The sequence below is a fragment of the Diaphorobacter sp. B2A2W2 genome (assembly GCF_056730635.1).
On record NZ_JBWZOR010000008.1, the window covers coordinates 109977 to 126575 of the forward strand.

Annotated in this window: 15 protein-coding genes; 8 read left to right on the top strand and 7 right to left on the bottom strand. The window is 67.6% G+C overall.

What is annotated here, in order from left to right; all coding sequences use genetic code 11:
* Positions 1-7: 7 nt before the first annotated feature.
* The 5 genes from AC1PPL_RS13950 to AC1PPL_RS13970 form a co-directional block, all read right to left on the bottom strand.
* Positions 8-1495, bottom strand: a complete 1488-nt coding sequence (locus tag AC1PPL_RS13950) for a nucleobase:cation symporter-2 family protein (protein WP_015912744.1) — start codon at positions 1493-1495, stop codon at positions 8-10.
* A 306-nt stretch (positions 1496-1801) separates the two neighbouring features.
* Entirely contained in the window at positions 1802-3091 is a 1290-nt protein-coding gene (locus AC1PPL_RS13955; protein ID WP_479973538.1) for a M20 family metallopeptidase, read from the bottom strand.
* 7 nt (positions 3092-3098) lie between these two features.
* Positions 3099-4868 carry a 2-oxo-4-hydroxy-4-carboxy-5-ureidoimidazoline decarboxylase gene (gene uraD / locus AC1PPL_RS13960; protein WP_479973539.1) on the bottom strand — a complete coding sequence of 590 codons (1770 nt, stop codon included), beginning with the start codon at positions 4866-4868 and terminating at the stop codon, positions 3099-3101.
* Positions 4869-4938: 70 nt separating this feature from the next.
* Entirely contained in the window at positions 4939-5898 is a 960-nt protein-coding gene (gene puuE / locus AC1PPL_RS13965; protein WP_479973540.1) for an allantoinase PuuE, read from the bottom strand.
* Positions 5895-6572, bottom strand: coding sequence for a GntR family transcriptional regulator (locus AC1PPL_RS13970; RefSeq protein WP_011804551.1), 678 nt, complete (start codon positions 6570-6572; stop codon positions 5895-5897). Before AC1PPL_RS13970 ends, puuE begins: the two co-directional genes overlap by 4 nt.
* Before the next feature lie 225 nt (positions 6573-6797).
* Here AC1PPL_RS13970 and AC1PPL_RS13975 point away from each other — a divergent pair, with 225 nt between their 5' ends.
* Both AC1PPL_RS13975 and uraH read left to right on the top strand, forming a co-directional pair.
* Entirely contained in the window at positions 6798-8120 is a 1323-nt protein-coding gene (locus AC1PPL_RS13975) for a glycerate kinase type-2 family protein (RefSeq protein ID WP_479973541.1), read from the top strand.
* 322 nt (positions 8121-8442) lie between these two features.
* Positions 8443-8793, top strand: a complete 351-nt coding sequence (gene uraH / locus AC1PPL_RS13980) for a hydroxyisourate hydrolase (protein WP_011804556.1) — start codon at positions 8443-8445, stop codon at positions 8791-8793.
* 185 nt (positions 8794-8978) lie between these two features.
* On the opposite strand, the gene AC1PPL_RS13985 is transcribed toward uraH, so the two are convergent.
* Positions 8979-9452, bottom strand: coding sequence for a hypothetical protein (locus tag AC1PPL_RS13985; protein WP_015912752.1), 474 nt, complete (start codon positions 9450-9452; stop codon positions 8979-8981).
* 160 nt (positions 9453-9612) lie between these two features.
* On the opposite strand from AC1PPL_RS13985, the gene xdhC reads away from it, so the two are divergent.
* Entirely contained in the window at positions 9613-10449 is an 837-nt protein-coding gene (gene xdhC / locus AC1PPL_RS13990; protein ID WP_479973542.1) for a xanthine dehydrogenase accessory protein XdhC, read from the top strand.
* A 61-nt stretch (positions 10450-10510) separates the two neighbouring features.
* On the opposite strand, the gene AC1PPL_RS13995 is transcribed toward xdhC, so the two are convergent.
* Complete coding sequence (locus tag AC1PPL_RS13995) at positions 10511-11968, bottom strand: aldehyde dehydrogenase family protein (RefSeq protein WP_270175102.1); 1458 nt, start codon at positions 11966-11968, stop codon at positions 10511-10513.
* A gap of 117 nt (positions 11969-12085) precedes the next feature.
* On the opposite strand from AC1PPL_RS13995, the gene AC1PPL_RS14000 reads away from it, so the two are divergent.
* From AC1PPL_RS14000 to AC1PPL_RS14020, 5 genes are all read left to right on the top strand, one after another.
* Complete coding sequence (locus AC1PPL_RS14000; RefSeq protein WP_041835929.1) at positions 12086-12778, top strand: GntR family transcriptional regulator; 693 nt, start codon at positions 12086-12088, stop codon at positions 12776-12778.
* Between the two features lie 187 nt (positions 12779-12965).
* Positions 12966-14171 carry a urate hydroxylase PuuD gene (locus AC1PPL_RS14005; RefSeq protein ID WP_479973543.1) on the top strand — a complete coding sequence of 402 codons (1206 nt, stop codon included), beginning with the start codon at positions 12966-12968 and terminating at the stop codon, positions 14169-14171.
* Positions 14172-14204: 33 nt separating this feature from the next.
* A complete protein-coding gene (guaD, locus tag AC1PPL_RS14010; RefSeq protein ID WP_479973544.1) occupies positions 14205-15488 on the top strand; it encodes a guanine deaminase in 1284 nt (427 codons plus the stop codon).
* A 90-nt stretch (positions 15489-15578) separates the two neighbouring features.
* Entirely contained in the window at positions 15579-16145 is a 567-nt protein-coding gene (dcd, locus tag AC1PPL_RS14015) for a dCTP deaminase (protein ID WP_011804563.1), read from the top strand.
* 153 nt (positions 16146-16298) lie between these two features.
* Positions 16299-16550 (top strand): hypothetical protein, encoded by a 252-nt coding sequence (locus AC1PPL_RS14020; protein WP_312129707.1) that lies wholly within the window; start codon positions 16299-16301, stop codon positions 16548-16550.
* Positions 16551-16599 lie beyond the last annotated feature (49 nt).

A 16599-nucleotide genomic window follows, 5' to 3' on the forward strand; every position in this document is an offset into this window, starting at 1 on the left:
GCGACGTTCAGTGGGCGTCGGCCTGCCGGGCGGCGAGCACGGCCGCAGAGGTGTCGCGGCTGGCTCCATTGAAGAAGATGTTCAGGACCACGGCAGTGATCGAGGCCAGCAGAATACCGGATTCGATCAGCGGATGGATGGCATGGGGCATCCACTGGCGGAAGTTGGGTGCGATCAGCGGGATCATGCCCACCCCGATGGACACCGCCACGATCATCGCGTTGTTGCGGTTCTTCTGAAAGTCCACGTTCGACAGGATGCGGATGCCCGTGGCCGCCACCATGCCGAACATCACCAGCCCCGCGCCGCCCAGCACCACGGTGGGCAGCGACTCGATCAGCGCCGCCATCTTGGGCAGCACGCCCAGCACGATCAGGATCATGCCGCCCGCCACGCACACCCAGCGGCTCTTGACGCCGGTGACGGCCACCAGCCCCACGTTCTGCGAGAAGCTGGTGTAGGGGAAGGTGTTGAAGAGGCCGCCGATCAGCGTGCCCAGGCCGTCGGTGCGCAGGCCGCGCGTGAGGTCGTCGCGCGAGATCTCGCGCCCCGTCATCTCGCCCAGGGCCAGGAACATGCCGGTGGACTCGATCATCACGACGATCATCACCAGCGTCATGGTCAGGATCAGGATGGGGTCGAACACCGGCAGCGCGATCTCGAATGGCAGCACCATATCGAACCACTGGGCCTGGGCCACCTTGTGAAAGTCCATCAGCCCCATGGACGCAGTGACCACCCCGCCCACGATGATGCCCAGCAGCACCGAGATGTTGGCCCAGAAGCCCTTGCCAAAGCGCGCTACCAGCAAGATGGTGAGCAGCACGACGCCCGAGATGCCCACGCCTGTCAGGTCGGCATAGCGCGGGTTGGGCAGCGTGGGCACCACGGCGAAGCCCTTGGGCACTGGCGGCAGCGAGGAGCCGGGCGCGCCGGCGGCGGCCTGGGCCTCGGCCAGCCACTTGAGGTGCTCCGGGTTGGGAACGGCCGGGGCCGTGGGCCCCACGGGGTTGCCGAAGATCCAGTTGATGCCCACGCGCATCAGGCTGATGCCGATCACCGCGATGATGGTGCCCGTGACCACCGGCGGAAAGAACCGCAGCAGGCCGCTGATGACCGGTGCGATGAGCATCGAGACCACGCCCGCCCCGATCACCGCGCCAAAGATCAGCCCCGCGCCCGCCTGACCGCCCGTGGCTTGCGCCATGGACACCATGGGCGCCACGGCCGCGAAGGTCACGCCCATCATCACCGGCAGCTTGATGCCGAACCACTGCGTGGCCCCCCAGGCCTGGATCAGCGTGACCAGCCCGCAGACGAAGAGGTCGGCAGAGATCAGGTGCGCTACCTGCTCGGGCGGCAGGTTGAGCGCGCGCCCCACGATGAGCGGCACGGCCACCGCGCCTGCGTACATCACCAGCACATGTTGCAGACCCAGCGTGGCCGCGCGGCCCCAGGGCAGCTTTTCGTCAACCGGATGAACGTTTGTGGACATGGGTGTTCCTTGGAATCCTGGCTTGCTGTTCAAGGGGCTTCTGCCGTGCCGGACAGGGCTGCCATTGCGCACAGCAATCCATACAAAAACTGTATACAAAGTATGCGGAATTGCCTGTCGTAAGGCGACCCCGATCAAGGTCGAATTGCTAGGGGTTTGCCCTTGCTGCTTGCCAAGCGGCGGTGTCGGCTACCAACGGCGCAGCTACGCCCGGCGGTTGCTCGCCACCAGTCGGCGCGATGGGATCGGCGCAGGGCGTAAAAAAGCCCGGCATGGGCCGGGCTGGAGCATTGGTGCGGCTGTGCGTCAGGCCATCAGGTCTGCCAGGCTGCGCGCTATGACCTTGGTGGCGCGGCGCAGGTCTTGCAGCACCACGCGCTCGTCGGCGCGTTTGGCGTGCGATTCAAGCACCGTGCGCGGGCCCGCGCCGTAAATCACGCCGGGGATGCCGCGCTCCACATAAAGGCGCACATCGGTGTACAGCGGCGTGCCCACGGCGGGAGGCTTCTCGCCAAAGACTGCCTCGCCGTGTTGCTGGATGGCCTCCACCAGCGGCTGATTGCCGGGCAGCGGCGTCATGGCGTTGGCCAGCAGCAGGCGTTTAATGTCCACGCGTAGGGCGTCTGCGCTCCCGTAGCCGCGCTCGGTATTGAAGCCTTCCACCGCCTGGGTGATCACGGCGCGGATGCGCGCCTCGACCTCGGCGGGGTTCTCCTCCGGGATCATGCGGCGGTCGAGCTTCAGCACCACCTTGCCGGGCACCACGTTGGTGTTGGTGCCACCCTCGATGCGGCCGATGTTCAGGTACGGGTGCTGGATGCCCGGAACGTTGGACGTCACCTGCCGGTACTGCACATTCTCGGCATACAGCGCGTTCATGATGGCCACCGCGCCCTGCAGTGCGTCCACGCCCGTGTGCGGCACCGCGGCATGGGCCATCTTGCCGTGCACGGTGACCTCCATCTGCAGGCAGCCGTTGTGCGCGGTGACCACCTCGTAGCTGAAGCCCGCGGCGATCATCAGGTCGGGCCGGGTCAGTCCCTGCGCCAGCAGCCAGCCGGGGCCGAGCAGGCCGCCGAACTCCTCGTCGTAGGTGAAGTGCAGCTCGATCGCGCCCTGCGTGGGCTTGGCCACCGCCTCCAGCGCGCGCACGGCGAAGGTGAAGGTGGAGAAGTCGCTCTTGCTCACCGCGGTGGCGCGGCCATACATGGCGCCGTCTTCGATCTGGGCGCCGTACGGGTCCCTGGTCCAGCCTTCGCCCGGCGGCACCACGTCGCCGTGGGCGTTGAGGGCGATGGTGCGGCCCGAACCCGCGGGCCCATAGGGCCGGCGCACGATCAGGTTGGTGATGGACTCCATGCCGTAATCCTTGACCTCCTGCGCGGGAACGGCGTGCTTCTCGGCCTCGAAGCCGAAGGCCTGGATCAGTTCCGCGGTGCGCTCGGCATGCGGTGCATTGTTGCCGGGCGGCGTGTCGGTGGGCACCTGCACCAGTGCTTGCAGAAAGCGCACCTGCTCGTCGAAGTGCTGGTCGATCCACGCATCCAGTGCGGCGTAGGTGGCTTGGCGGTCTTGGTTCATGGCGGAGCGTTCCATGGAGGGGTTATTCGGCGGCCAACTGCTGCAGCACATGGCTGAAGGCATCCACCGCCAACTGGATGTCGTCGGCGGTGCTGGATTCCAGCGGGTTGTGGCTGATGCCGCCGTGCAGGCCGCGCACGAACAGCATGGCCTGCGGCATGATTTCGTGCAGTTTCATGGCGTCATGGCCGGCGCCGCTGGGCATGCGGTAGACGGGGACGCCCAGGGCGTCGACGGCCTTCTCCCAGCGGTGCTGCCAGGCCGGGGCGCTAGGGGCTGCGGCGACCTTCATGGCCAGCTCGGCCTTGTACTGCAGGCCGCGGCGTTGGGCGATTTCCTCCAGCTGGGCCAGCACGTCGGCCACCATGGCATCGCGCTGCGCATCGGTGGGCGCGCGCATGTCCATGCTGAAACTGCACTTGCCCGGCACCACGTTGATGGAGCCGCCTGGCACCTGCAGCATGCCGATGGTGGCCACGCTGTCGCCATCGCGCGCGGCGCGCTGCTCCATGTACAGCGCCAGCTCGGCCACGCCCAGGGCGGCGTCGCGGCGGCGGTCCATGGGCGTGGTGCCCGCGTGGCTGGCCATGCCCAGCATCTCGCAGACGTAGCGCACGCCGCCGTTGATGGACGTGACCACGCCCAGCGGGATATCCAGTTCGTTGAGCACCGGGCCCTGCTCGATGTGCACCTCGATGAAGCCCAGGTAGCGGGCGGCATCGCGCCGCAGCTTGGGGATGTCGCCAATGCACAGACCGGCGTGTTGCATGGCCTCGCGCATGGTGATGCCGTCGGCGTCCTTCTGGTCCAGCCATTCGTTGCGGAAGTCGCCGATGAGCGCGCCCGAGCCCAGGAAGGTGGCCTTGTAGCGCTGGCCTTCCTCTTCGGCAAACGCCACCACCTCGATGCCGAACGGCAGGCGCCTGGCCTGGCGGTGCAGCTCGCGCACGCAGGCCATGGGCACGAAGATGCCCAGACGCCCGTCGTACTTGCCGCCGTTGCGCACGGTGTCGTAGTGGCTGCCGGTCATCAAATACTTGCCGTCGGGTGTGGCTGGCTTGTAGCGGCCGACCACGTTGCCCACGGCGTCGATCTCGACCTCGTCAAAGCCGCAGTCGCGCATCCAATGGCTGATGCGCTGGGCGCAGGCGCGGTGCGCATCGGTGAGGTAGGTGACGGTGAGCTGGCCTTTCTCGGCATAGCCCGGGTCGCTGTGCTGGGCCAGGCGCTCGTGCCAGTCCCAGACGTCGTTGCCCAGCACCGGCTCGGCGCCGAACTTGTCGTTCAGGCGGATCTCGGCAATGCGGTGGATGTTGCGCAGTGCCTCGGCGCGCTCGAAGTCGGGGTGGTTGGACAGGCGACGTGCGAACGTGGCGATGATCTCCTGCCTCGACAGTCCCGTGCCGCGCGGCCCGCGCACCGCCAGGATGAAGGGAAAGCCGAAGCGGGCGTTGTAGTCGGCATTCAGTTGCTGGATGCGCGCGAACTCCTCGGGCGTGCAGTGGGTCAGGCCCGCCTGGCTTTGCTCGTTCGTGGACTCGGTCGTCAGCGCCTGCGCCACCATGGCCTTGCCCGCCAGCTCGGGGTGGGCGCGGATCAGCTCCAACTGCCTTTCCATGCCGGCGCTGTTCAGTACCTGCACCATGGCGTACTTGAGCTGCGCCAGCGAGCGGAAGGGGCGCAACTGCAGCGCCGCCTCGGCGATCCAGGGCGAATGCTCGTACAGGCCGTCGAGCATCTGCAGGGCCTCGGGGGGGGAGGCGGCGTTGAGTTGTTCCAGGGTCCAGGCCATCGTGGCTCCTATAGCTATCAAAAAAAGAGCTGTTCGCGCTTATTGGATAAGCGTTGCAGCCCGATTTGGCTTAAATGGCGGGTACGGGAAAGCGCTGCGCCCAGTGGCGCGCGAGGTCGATGCGGCGGCACACCCAGACCTGGTCGTGGTGCTGGATGTGGTCCAGGAAGCGCTGCAGCGCCGTGATGCGGCCGGGACGGCCGAGCAGGCGGCAGTGCATGCCGATGCTCATCATCTTCGGCGCGTTGTCGCCGGCCGGGTCGCCCTCGGCGTAGAGCGCATCGAACGTGTCCTTCATGTACTGGAAGAACGGGTCGGCGTGCGAGTAGCCCTGCGGCAGCGCAAAGCGCATGTCGTTCACGTCCAGCGTATAGGGCACGACGAGCTGGTGGTGCGCGCTGCCGTCGCTCTTGGCCACCTTCATCCAGAACGGCAGGTCGTCGCCGTAGTAGTCGCTGTCGTAGGCAAAGCGCCCGTCGTCGGCTACCAGGCGGTGGGTGCGGGGGCTGTCGCGCCCGGTGTACCAGCCCAGGCCGTGGTCGCCGCCGTGGCCGTAGAGCGTGTTGAAGATCTCCAGGCACTGCGCCATGTGTGCGCGCTCCACGGCCTCGGGCACGTTCTGGTAGTGGATCCACTTCAGGCCGTGGCAGGCCACCTCGTGCCCCAGCTCGGCGAAGGCCTGGGCCACCTCGCGGTGGCGCTGCAGTGCCGTGGCCACGCCAAACACGGTGAGCGGCAGGCCGCGCCTTTCGAACTCGCGCAGGATGCGCCACACGCCGGCGCGCGCGCCGTATTCGTAGATGCCTTCCATGCTCATGTGGCGTTCGGGGTAGGCGGCCGGGTTGAACATCTCGGAAAGGAACTGCTCGCTGGCGGGGTCGCCGTGGAGCACGCAGTTCTCGCCGCCCTCCTCGTAGTTCAGCACGAACTGCACGGCCACGCGGGCGTTGCCCGGCCAGTGCGGGTGCGGGGGCGTGCGGCCGTAGCCGATCAGGTCGCGGGGGTAGGGCGCCGTCGTGTCGTAGGTCATGGCGATACGGAGGAAAGGGCCATCGAAAGGTCGTTGGTCGGCAGGTCGCGGTCGAAGGTCAGGCCCGCCTCCACGTTGTCCAGGTGCTGCTGCATCAGCTGCACGGCCTGCGCCGCGTCGCCCGCGGCCAGTGCCGCGACGATGGCGGCGTGCTCCTCGTGCGAATGCTCGGCGGCGGTGGTGGACTGGTACATCAGCGTGATGAGGGCGCAGCGCGAGATCAGCTCGCCCAGCAACTGGGCCAGCACGTCGTTGCCCATGAGCTCGGCCATGCGCACGTGGAAGTCGCCCAGCAGCTCGGTGCGCTGGCCCACGTCGTTGCCCTCCATGGCCTTCTTCTCGGCCGCCACATGGGCCTTCAGCGCGCGGATTTTCGCGGGCGTGCTCTGCGCCAGGAAGGCACGCACCATCTCGGCCTCCAGCATGCGGCGCACGGCGAACACCTGGCGCGCTTCCTGGACCGAAGGCGCGGCCACGAAGGCGCCGCGCGCGGGCTCCAGGCGGATCAGGCGGTTCTGCGACAGCTGGAACAGCGCCTGGCGCACCAGCGTGCGCGACACGCCGAAATGGTCGGCGAGCTTCTGCTCGGCCAGCTTGGTGCCGGGCAGCAGGCGGTGCTCGACGATGGCGCGCGTGAGGCTTTCGACGATGAAGCCGGTGGTGGAGGTTTCCATGCGGCCATCATAGTCGTGAAAGACAATTTTTGTATACAGTTTCTGTGGACTGTCAGGTGCTCGCGCAGGCAGATCAGCATGTCGTTCGACACCGTCACGCCGGTGATCAAGGACGATACGGCGCGCTTTGCGCAACTGGTCAAGGAAGCCAAGGTTTCGCTGGATTGACGGTAGGGCTTGTGCTGGCCGCGTGCTTTGGATAATGCGCGGCGGAGACAACGACCCATGACCATGACAGCCCCAGACCCCTTGCGCGACCCTCAGGCCTTCCTGCTGCACCTCTACCGCGTGGCGGTGCAGCGCGCCCAGCCCTTGCACAGCATGGCGCAGCATCTGCCGCCGCCACCCAAGGGGCGCACCGTGGTACTGGGCGCGGGCAAGGCGGGGGCCTCCATGGCGCAGGCGCTGGAGGCGCTGTGGCCGCAGGATGCACCGCTGTCGGGGCTGGTGGTCACGCGCTACGGCCACATACCGCCGCGGCCCGAGGGGCTGGCGCAGCGCCTGGAAGTCGTCGAGGCCGCACACCCCGTGCCCGACGCGGCGGGCCTGGCCGCGGCTGAGCGCATCCTGGCGCTGACCCGCGGGCTGACCGAAGACGACCTGGTGCTGTGTCTCATCTCGGGCGGTGGCTCGGCGCTGCTCACGCTGCCGGCCGAAGGCATCACGCTGGAGGAGAAGCAACGCATCAACCGCGCACTGCTGGAAAGCGGCGCGGCCATCGGCGAGATGAACTGCGTGCGCAAGCACCTCTCGCGCATCAAGGGCGGTCGCCTGGCGGCAGCCTGCGCGCCGGCGCGCGTCGTCACGCTGACCATCAGCGATGTGCCGGGGGACGACCCCTCCGTGATCGCCAGCGGCCCCACGGTCCCCGACGCCAGCACCTGCGCTGACGCGCTGGACATCCTGGCGCGCTACCGCATCGACATTCCCGCCGCCGTGCACGCAGCGCTGCAGGCCGGTGCGCTGGAAACCCCCAAGCCCGGCGATGTCCGCTTTGCCGGCCATGCGGTGCACATGATCGCGACACCCCAGCAGTCGCTGCAGGCAGCGGCGGATGCGGCGCGCGCGGCGGGGGTGGCGGCGTACATCCTGTCCGACGAGATGGAGGGCGAGTCCCGCGAGGTGGGCAAGGTGCACGCCGCGCTGGCGCGTGCGGTGGCGCGCCACGGCCAGCCGTTTGCGCGGCCGTGCGTGATCCTTTCGGGCGGCGAGACCACGGTCACCGTGCGCCCGCGCGCCCCGGGCGCGCCGAAGGGGCGCGGCGGCCGCGCGGGCGAGTTCTGCATGGGCCTGGCGCAGGCACTGCAGGGCCAGGAAGGGGTGTGGGCGCTGGCGGCCGATACCGACGGCATCGACGGCGTGGAAGACAACGCCGGCGCACGCGTGGCACCCGACACGCTGGCGCGCGCGGCGGCGCAGGGCGCACGCATCGGCGACCATCTGGACCGCAACGACGCCTACGGCTACTTCGAGCGGCTGGGCGATCTGGTCGTCACCGGGCCCACGCACACCAATGTGAACGACTTTCGCGCGCTACTTGTTTTGTAGCTTGCCACGCCTGCTGTTGCTGGATTTCAGATACGAATGCATCCGAATGCGGCTTCAATAAAGCGCTGGAAGCTCACTTTTTTGATCTGCTGGCGCGGGCGCGCCCTGTCTGAGTGCGCGCGGCCTGCCGGCTGTTCCCCATCAGGCGATCCGCGCGGGAACTGTCCTGGATGGCGCACCACAGGACGTGGCGTTTATCGCGTACAGAAGTTGTATACACTTTGATCGTAGGGAGGGGAGCGTATCAATCGCCTGCCCATTCGCCAGCGCATTCCTCATCACCATCGGCGGGCCGCGGCTTGCCATTGCAGGAGACTTCACCATGGGCCTCAGCACCCACGTTCTTGACACCATGCACGGTTGCCCCGCGGCGGGCATGGTGGTGGCGCTGTATGCCACGCAGGGTGACCAGGCCACGCTGGTCAAGCGCCTGGTACTCAACCCCGATGGGCGCACCGATGCGCCGCTGTTCGACAACGCCAGCCTGCGCACCGGCACCTACCGGCTGACGTTTGATGTGGGGGCGTATTTCAAGGCGAAGGGCGTGATGCTGCCCGAGCCCTCATTCCTGGACCGCGTGAGCCTGGACTTCGGCATCGCCCACGCCGACCAGCATTACCACGTGCCGCTGCTGGTCAGCCCCTGGAGCTACTCCACCTACCGCGGGTCCTGATGCTGCAAGCCCGCGCCGTGTGCCGCGCGGCGCAGGGCAACGCGGAGCCAATTCTTGCGAGTCGCGTATGCCTGCTTTGGGCGGGCTGCGGCGGTGCAGGTGCTCGCAATCGCTACGGCTATTGCTGCGCTTCGCACCTTGCAAACCAGGGCGTGCGCCATCGCGGAAGCCTGTGCGGCGGCGTCTTAGAGCTGGCCCTCGGTCAGCGTGTCGAGCTGAAAATTCCCGGACTTGTCCCACAGCCAGGTGTCGGTGTAGGTCACGCGCGCCATGCGCGTGGGCACGGGGAAGGGCGCTGCCGCGCGCACTGTGCGTTCGATCTCGGCCACCACGTCGGGCGCATGGCGGGGCGCACGCATCCAGCGCAGCGAAGTCACGCGGCCCGCGCGGTCGATGTCCACCTCCAGCACGCCAATGGCATGCAGCAGCGGCGGCAGCTTGCCCTTGTAGATGCGCGCTGCATTCAGGCCATAAATGTGGCTGGCGGCATCCTGCCGGTAGGCGCGCGGGGTGGCCGCGGACGACGCGCGTGCCGAGCCCTGGGCGGCCGGCACCGGACCGGTGACGCGCGCGTCGCTGCCCGGTAGGCGCGAGTCCTGGGCGGAGGGCGCCTCGGGCCCCGACTTGCAGGCCGAGACGATCGCCGCGACCAATGCCATCACCCCGGCGGGCAGCCACCACGTTCGCCGCGCACGGGATGCACGCTGGGCAGAAGAGGACGGGGCAGAAGGCAGCTGTGGCATGGTGTTTGTCGCTATGCTGTACCGCGGCCACGACCAAGGCGGTGGCGCGCATGAATCAAGCTGGAGGAATCAGCGAGTGAAGGCATTGGACTGCCTGTTGGAGCGTATCAAGACCGCACCCGCCTGCCTGGTGACGGTGGAGTCTACCCAAGGCTCGGCGCCGCGGGAAGCCGGGGCATGGCTGGCGGTGTTCGCGGTGGGCGACGACTTCGTCGGCACCATCGGTGGCGGCCATCTGGAACTGCAGGCGCTGCGCGAAGCGCGTGAACGCCTGGCGGAGCACCTGGCTGGCAACCCTTCGGGCATGCCGCTCGTGCGACATGCGCTGGGCCCCAGCCTGGGGCAGTGCTGCGGCGGCGTGGTGCAGCTGCGGTTTGAATGCGTGGGGGCTGCTGACGCGCCGGCCTTGCGCGAGCGCCTGGCACCGCGGCTGCAGCCGGTGGCGCTTTTCGGCGGCGGCCATGTGGGGCATGCGCTGGTGCGGGTGCTGGCGCCGCTGCCGTTTGCGCTGCACTGGATCGACAGCCGCGATGGCGTGTTCCCGCCGCAGGGGGACGGCGCGTCCGTGGTCTGTGAGCAGTCCGACCCGGTACAGGCGGCCGTGCCGGGTGTGGCACCGCAGTCCTTCGTGCTCATCATGAGCTTCAGCCACGCGGAGGATCTGGACATCGTGGCGGCGTGCCTCGCACGGCAGCGGGCGCGCGGCGATCTGCCGTTCATCGGCCTGATCGGCAGCCGCACCAAGTGGGCCACCTTCCGGCACCGGCTGGCGGCGCGGGGGTTCTCGGATACCGAGCTGGCGCAGGTGACCTGCCCGATCGGCGTGCCCGGAATCGCCGGCAAGCAGCCCGAGGTGATCGCCGTGGCCGTGGCCGCGCAGTTGCTGCAGCGGCTGGCAGGAGAATGCGTATAAAAATGGCCGCTGGCGCTTATGGAGCGAGCGCCAGCAGCTATTAATACAGGAGTTGCGTGGGTCACGCCAGCGTATAGGCCGTCTTCACCGTCGTGAAGAACTCCTGCGCATAACGGCCTTGTTCCCGCGGGCCGTAGCTGGAGCCCTTGCGCCCGCCGAAGGGCACGTGGTAGTCCACCCCGGCCGTGGGCAGGTTCACCATCACCATGCCCGCCTGTGCATGGCGTTTGAAGTGCGTGGCGTATTTCAGGCTGGTGGTGGCAATGCCGGCGGACAGGCCGAATTCGGTGTCATTCGCCACGGCCAGGGCTTCGTCGTAGTCGCGCACGCGGATCACGCTGGCCACGGGGCCGAACACCTCTTCGCGGTTGATGCGCATCGCCGGCGCCGTATCCACGAACAGCGCGGGCGCCATGAAGAAGCCTTCGTTGCCGCTGCCCGTGTGGCAGGCCACGCGCAGGCCGCCGGCCGCCAGCACGCCGCCCTCGGCCTTGGCGATCTCCACGTACGACAGGTCTTGCTCCAGCTGCGCCTGGCTCACCACAGGGCCCACGTCGGTGCCCGTGGCCAGCGCATCGCCCACTTTGATTTTCGCCATGCGTGCCTGGAGCGCCTCGATGAACTTCGGGTAGATGCCCTGGGTGACGATCAGGCGGCTGGACGCCGTGCAGCGCTGGCCCGTGGAATAGAACGCGCTCTGTGCGGACAGCTCCACCGCCTGCGCGAGGTCGGCATCGTCCAGCACCACCTGCGGATTCTTGCCGCCCATCTCCAACTGCACCTTCTTGCCGTTCTGCACGCACGCCTGGGCGATGCCGCGGCCCACGCCGACCGATCCGGTGAAGCTGATGGCAGCTACGCCGGGGTGCTGCACCAGCGCCTCGCCGATCACGCGCCCGCGGCCCATCACCAGGTTGAACACGCCGGCGGGGATGCCCGAGCGGTGGATGATCTCGGCCAGCGCCCACGCGCTGCCGGGCACCAGGTCGGCGGGCTTCAACACCACGCAGTTGCCGAACGCCAGGGCCGGCGCGATCTTCCAGGCGGGGATGGCCATGGGGAAGTTCCACGGCGTGATCAGGCCCACGACGCCGATGGGCTCGCGCGTGACCTCCACGCCGATGCCGGGGCGCACCGAGGGCACGGTCTCGCCCGCCAGGCGCAGGCATTCGCCGGCGAAAAACTTGAAGATCTGCCCGGCGCGGGCGACTTCGCCGATGCCTTCTGCGCGGGTCTTGCCTTCCTCGCGCGCCAGCAGCGCGCCCAGCTCCTCGCGCCGCGCGAGGATTTCATTGCCGATCTTGTCCAGCGCATCGTGGCGCGCCTGGATGCCCGACGTGCTCCATGCGGGGAAGGCAGCGGTGGCGGCCGCCACGGCGGCGTCCACGTGCGAGGCGTCGCCCTGGGCGTATTCGCCCACCACATCGGCCAGGTTGCTGGGATTGGTGTTGGGTGCGGCCTGGGACGTGGAAACCCATTCGCCGTTGATGAGCAGGCCGTGGGGGGAGGAAGCAGACATGGGAATCCTTGGGAAGTGCGTGGACGGAGAAAAGGAGAGGCGGGCACGGCCGTGAAGGCGTGTCATTTGAAATATTGGAACACTAATATATTAGTGCACGAATGCGAGAATCCACGTATGCCCATACTGACCAAGTTCCGCCTTGACCGTTCGCGCCTGGCCGCCCCGCAGGTCTTCGAAAGCCTGCGCGAGGCCATTCTGACGCTGGAGCTGGTGCCCGGCGCGATGCTGGTGCGCAGCGACCTGGCCGGGCAATTCGGCGTGAGCCAGACGCCCATCCGCGAGGCGCTGCTGCGCCTGGAAGAGGAGGGCCTGGTGGAAGTCTTTCCCCAGCACGCCACGCTGGTCAGCCGCATCGACGTGGCGGCTGCGCGCGAAGCGCACTTCCTGCGCCGCTCCATCGAGCTGGAGATCGTGCGCACGCTGGCGCTGCAGCCGCCCCCCGGCCTGGTAGTGCAATTGCAGGCGCAGTGCGCACTGCAGGAATCGCTGGCCGCCGCGCAGCGCTATGACGACTTTCTGGGAGCGGACCATGGCTTTCACCGCCTGATGTATGAGGCGGCCGGCGTCATGGGCCTGTGGGCGCTGGTGCGCCGCTACTCCGGCCATGTGGATCGCTTGCGCCGCCTGCACCTGCCCACCGCAGGCAAGACGGGCGTCATCATGCGCCAGCACCGGGCCATCCTCGACGCCATTGACCGGCAGAACGCTCCCGCGGCCCAGGAGGCGTTGCGCGAGCACCTGTCGGGCACGCTCAGCGCGGTGGACGACGTATGCGCCCAGCATCCGGATTACATCCTGCAGGGTTAGGGACAATCCCTGGGCCATTCCAGCGGCCGTTGCCAGAAAAGTGCATACACTCCTGTTCACAAAACGGGTCGCAGCGGTGCCCCGGCAGCTTCCTGCCACGGTGCGCGGCCCCTCTTTTTCTGCTCAGAGCGCCCGCAGTGGTGAGCAGCTTGCAGGCGGCCCGCCGGGCCGCCGAGGTTGAAACACGATGGAAAGCTACTTCCTCGACTGGGCCAATCTGCTGCTGCGCTGGCTGCACGTCATCACTGCCATCGCCTGGGTAGGCTCCTCCTTCTACTTCGTCTTTCTGGACAGCAGCCTCACGCCGCCGGTCGACGAGGACCTGAAGCGCCAGGGCGTGAACGGCGAGCTTTGGGCTGTGCACGGCGGGGGCTTCTACCACCCGGTCAAGTTCAACGTGGCGCCCCCGAAGCTGCCGGACCATCTGCACTGGTTCTTCTGGGAGAGCTACACCACCTGGCTCAGCGGCTTTGCGCTGCTCACGGTTTCGTATCTGTGGAACGCGGGCATCTACCTGGTGCATCCGGCCGACCCGCTCATGTCGCCCGCCATGGCCATCGCGGCGGCACTGGCCTTTCTGGTGGTGTTCTGGCTGCTGTACGACGGCATCTGCCGCGTGTTCGGCCAAAAGGCCAACGGCGATGCCATCGTGGGGACGCTGGTGCTGGTCCTGGTGTGCATCGCCGCGTGGCTGGCCTGCCGCATTTTTCCCGGCCAGGCGGCCTTCCTGCTGATGGGCGCGATGCTCGCCACCTCGATGAGCGCCAACGTGTTCTTCTGGATCATTCCCGGCCAGCGCAAGGTGGTGGCGGCACTGAAGGCCGGCCAGCCGGTGGACCCGGTGCATGGCAAGCGCGGCAAGCAGCGCAGCGTGCACAACACGTACTTCACGCTGCCGGCGCTGTTCGCCATGCTCTCCAACCACTACGGCTGGCTCTACAACCATGGGCAGAACTGGCTGGTACTGATCCTCATGATGTTCGCAGGCGCGGCCATTCGCCAGTTCTTCGTGATGCGCCACGGCTACAAGCTGGGCCGCAACGGCCATCCCTGGCCCTATGCGGCCGTGGGCGTGGTGGTGCTGGTGGGCGTGGTGGTATGGCTCAAGCCGGCTGCGCCGGCCGTGTCCGCCGCCGTGCCGGCCGCCGCAGGCTACGAACAACTGCACGCCGTCATACAAAAACACTGCGTGGTGTGCCACAGCGCCAACACCATCGCGCAGAAGAACGTGAAGTTCGACACCCCGCAGGACGTGAAGAGCCACGCGCAGCAGATCTACCAACAGGTGGTGCAGCTGCGCAAGATGCCATTTGGCAACCCGGGCGCACTGTCCGACGAAGAGCGCGAAACCTTCAAACGCTGGTACGAAAACGGCGCCAGCATCGCGCCCTGACGCCCCCCGGTATTGCGGGCATCATCCGGGGCCATGCACCTTTACCGATCTGCGCTCCTGCGCTTTGCCGACGACGGCACGGCCCTGTACGAAGAAGACGGCCTGTTGGCCACCGCGCCCGATGACCGGGGCGTGCAGCGCGTGCACGCCGCCGGCGCGTGGCGCGCGCTGGCGCCCCTCTATCTTCCTCAGGCCTCGCAGCCGGTGACCCACTGGCCCGGCCGCATCATTGCACCGGGCTTCGTGGACATGCATGTGCACTATCCGCAGCTGGACGTGATCGGCTCGCCCGCCGACGGCCTGCTGCCCTGGCTGGAGAACTACACCTTCCCGCACGAATCGCGCTTCGGCGACGCGGCCTATGCCGCCGAGGTGGCGTGCTTCTTCCTCGACGAGCTGCAGCGCAACGGCGTGACCACCGCGCTCACCTTCGCCACCTCGCATCCGGGCTCGGTGGATGCGCTGATGGCGCAGGCACAGGCGCGGCGGCTGCGCCTGATTGCCGGCAAGGTGCTGCAAGACCGCCACTCGCCCGACGGCGTGCGCGACGCGACCGAGCAATCCCTCATCGATACCGAAGCGCTCATCCAGCGCTGGCACGGCAAGGGGCGGCTGGGCTATGCGATCACGCCGCGTTTTGCCCCCACCAGCACGCCGCAGCAGCTGAGCGGCGCGGGTGCGCTGGCCGCGCGCTACCCCGACGTATGGGTGCAGTCCCATGTGGCGGAGAACCAGCAGGAGATCTGCTGGGCGCGGGAGCTGTTCCCCGACGCGCGGAGCTACCTGGATGTGTATGCCCGTGTCGGCCTGCTGCGTGAGCGCGCGGTGTACGCGCATTGCATCCATTTCGACGACGAGGACCGCGCCGCCATGCGCGAGAGCGGCGCGGTGGCTGCCGTGTGCCCCACGAGCAACCTGTTCCTGGGCAGTGGCCAGTTTGACTTTGCGGGCGCGGACCGCATGGGCTTCGGCTACGGCTTGGCCAGCGACGTGGGCGGCGGCACCAGCTTCAGCCCTTTCCACACGATGCTGGCCGCGTACTACGTAGGCCGGGAGGGGCAGACCAAGACGGGACTGAGCCTGGCGCCGCAACGGCTGTGGTGGCTGCATACCGCCGGTGCCGCGCGGGCGTTGGGGTTGGATGGCGTGGTGGGCAACCTGCAGCCGGGTTGCGAAGCCGACTTCGTGGTGCTGAATCCTGCAGCGACCCCGCTGCTGGCGCGGCGCACGGCGGGCGCAGCCCACCTGGACGAACTGCTGTTCGCGATGATCGTGCTCGGCGACGACCGTTTGATCGAGCGCACGGTCATTGCATGAAGTATTTGCCTCTGACGCTTATGTATCAAGCGCCAGCAGCTATCATTTAAGTAGCTTTCATTCACCTAGAATACGCGCCAGGAGTACCCCATGAGCATCAAGAGCGACAAATGGATCCGCCGCATGGCCGAGCAGCACGGCATGATCGAGCCGTTCGAGCCCGGCCAGATCCGGCAGCAGGACGGGCGCAAGATCATCAGCTACGGCACCAGCAGCTACGGCTACGACATTCGCTGCGCGCGTGAATTCAAGGTCTTTACCAACATCCACAGCACCGTGGTGGACCCGAAGAACTTCGACGAAAAGAGCTTCGTGGACTTCGAGGGCGACTACTGCATCATCCCGCCCAACAGCTTCGCGCTCGCGCGCACCGTCGAGTACTTCCGCATCCCGCGCGACGTGCTCACCGTCTGCCTGGGCAAGAGCACCTATGCGCGCTGCGGCATCATCGTCAATGTCACGCCCTTCGAGCCCGAGTGGGAAGGCTACGTGACGCTGGAGTTCTCCAACACCACGCCGCTGCCCGCCAAGATCTACGCGGGCGAGGGATGCGCGCAGGTGCTTTTCTTCCAGGGTGACGAGGAATGTGCCGTGAGCTACAAGGACCGCAACGGCAAATACCAGGGCCAGCACGGGGTGACGCTGCCCAAGGCCTGAAGGACCTGCCTAAAGGACCGCGGCCTGGACCGTGGGGTGCGCGCCGCCTCCTGCGTCGGCGCTTGCCGCCGTCCTACACGCGGGCTGGCCCTGCGCCGGTGGTGCGGTTGCGTGGCGCTGCCTAGGATGGCTGCAGTGTTTCAGGAGTACTGCATGTCCCGCCCCATCCATGATCCCGCCTCCCCCGCTGCGCCACGGCCATGGGATCCGCCCGTGAAGTCTGCGCCCACGCCCAGCCTCTGGATGTGGCTGGGTGCCGCCATCGTCATCCTTGCGCAGTTGTGGGTGCTGCAGGCGGTGGTGGAACGCCACACGCACCAAGCCCACGAACGGATGGCGAAGTACGTCAACCACACGCTGCAGCCGCGCCCGTCGCAGGACATGTTGCTGGCCGCGCAGCAGTAGTGCGCGGCGCGAAATCCCGAGGGTGGCGCCGCGGGGCGTAACATCGGTG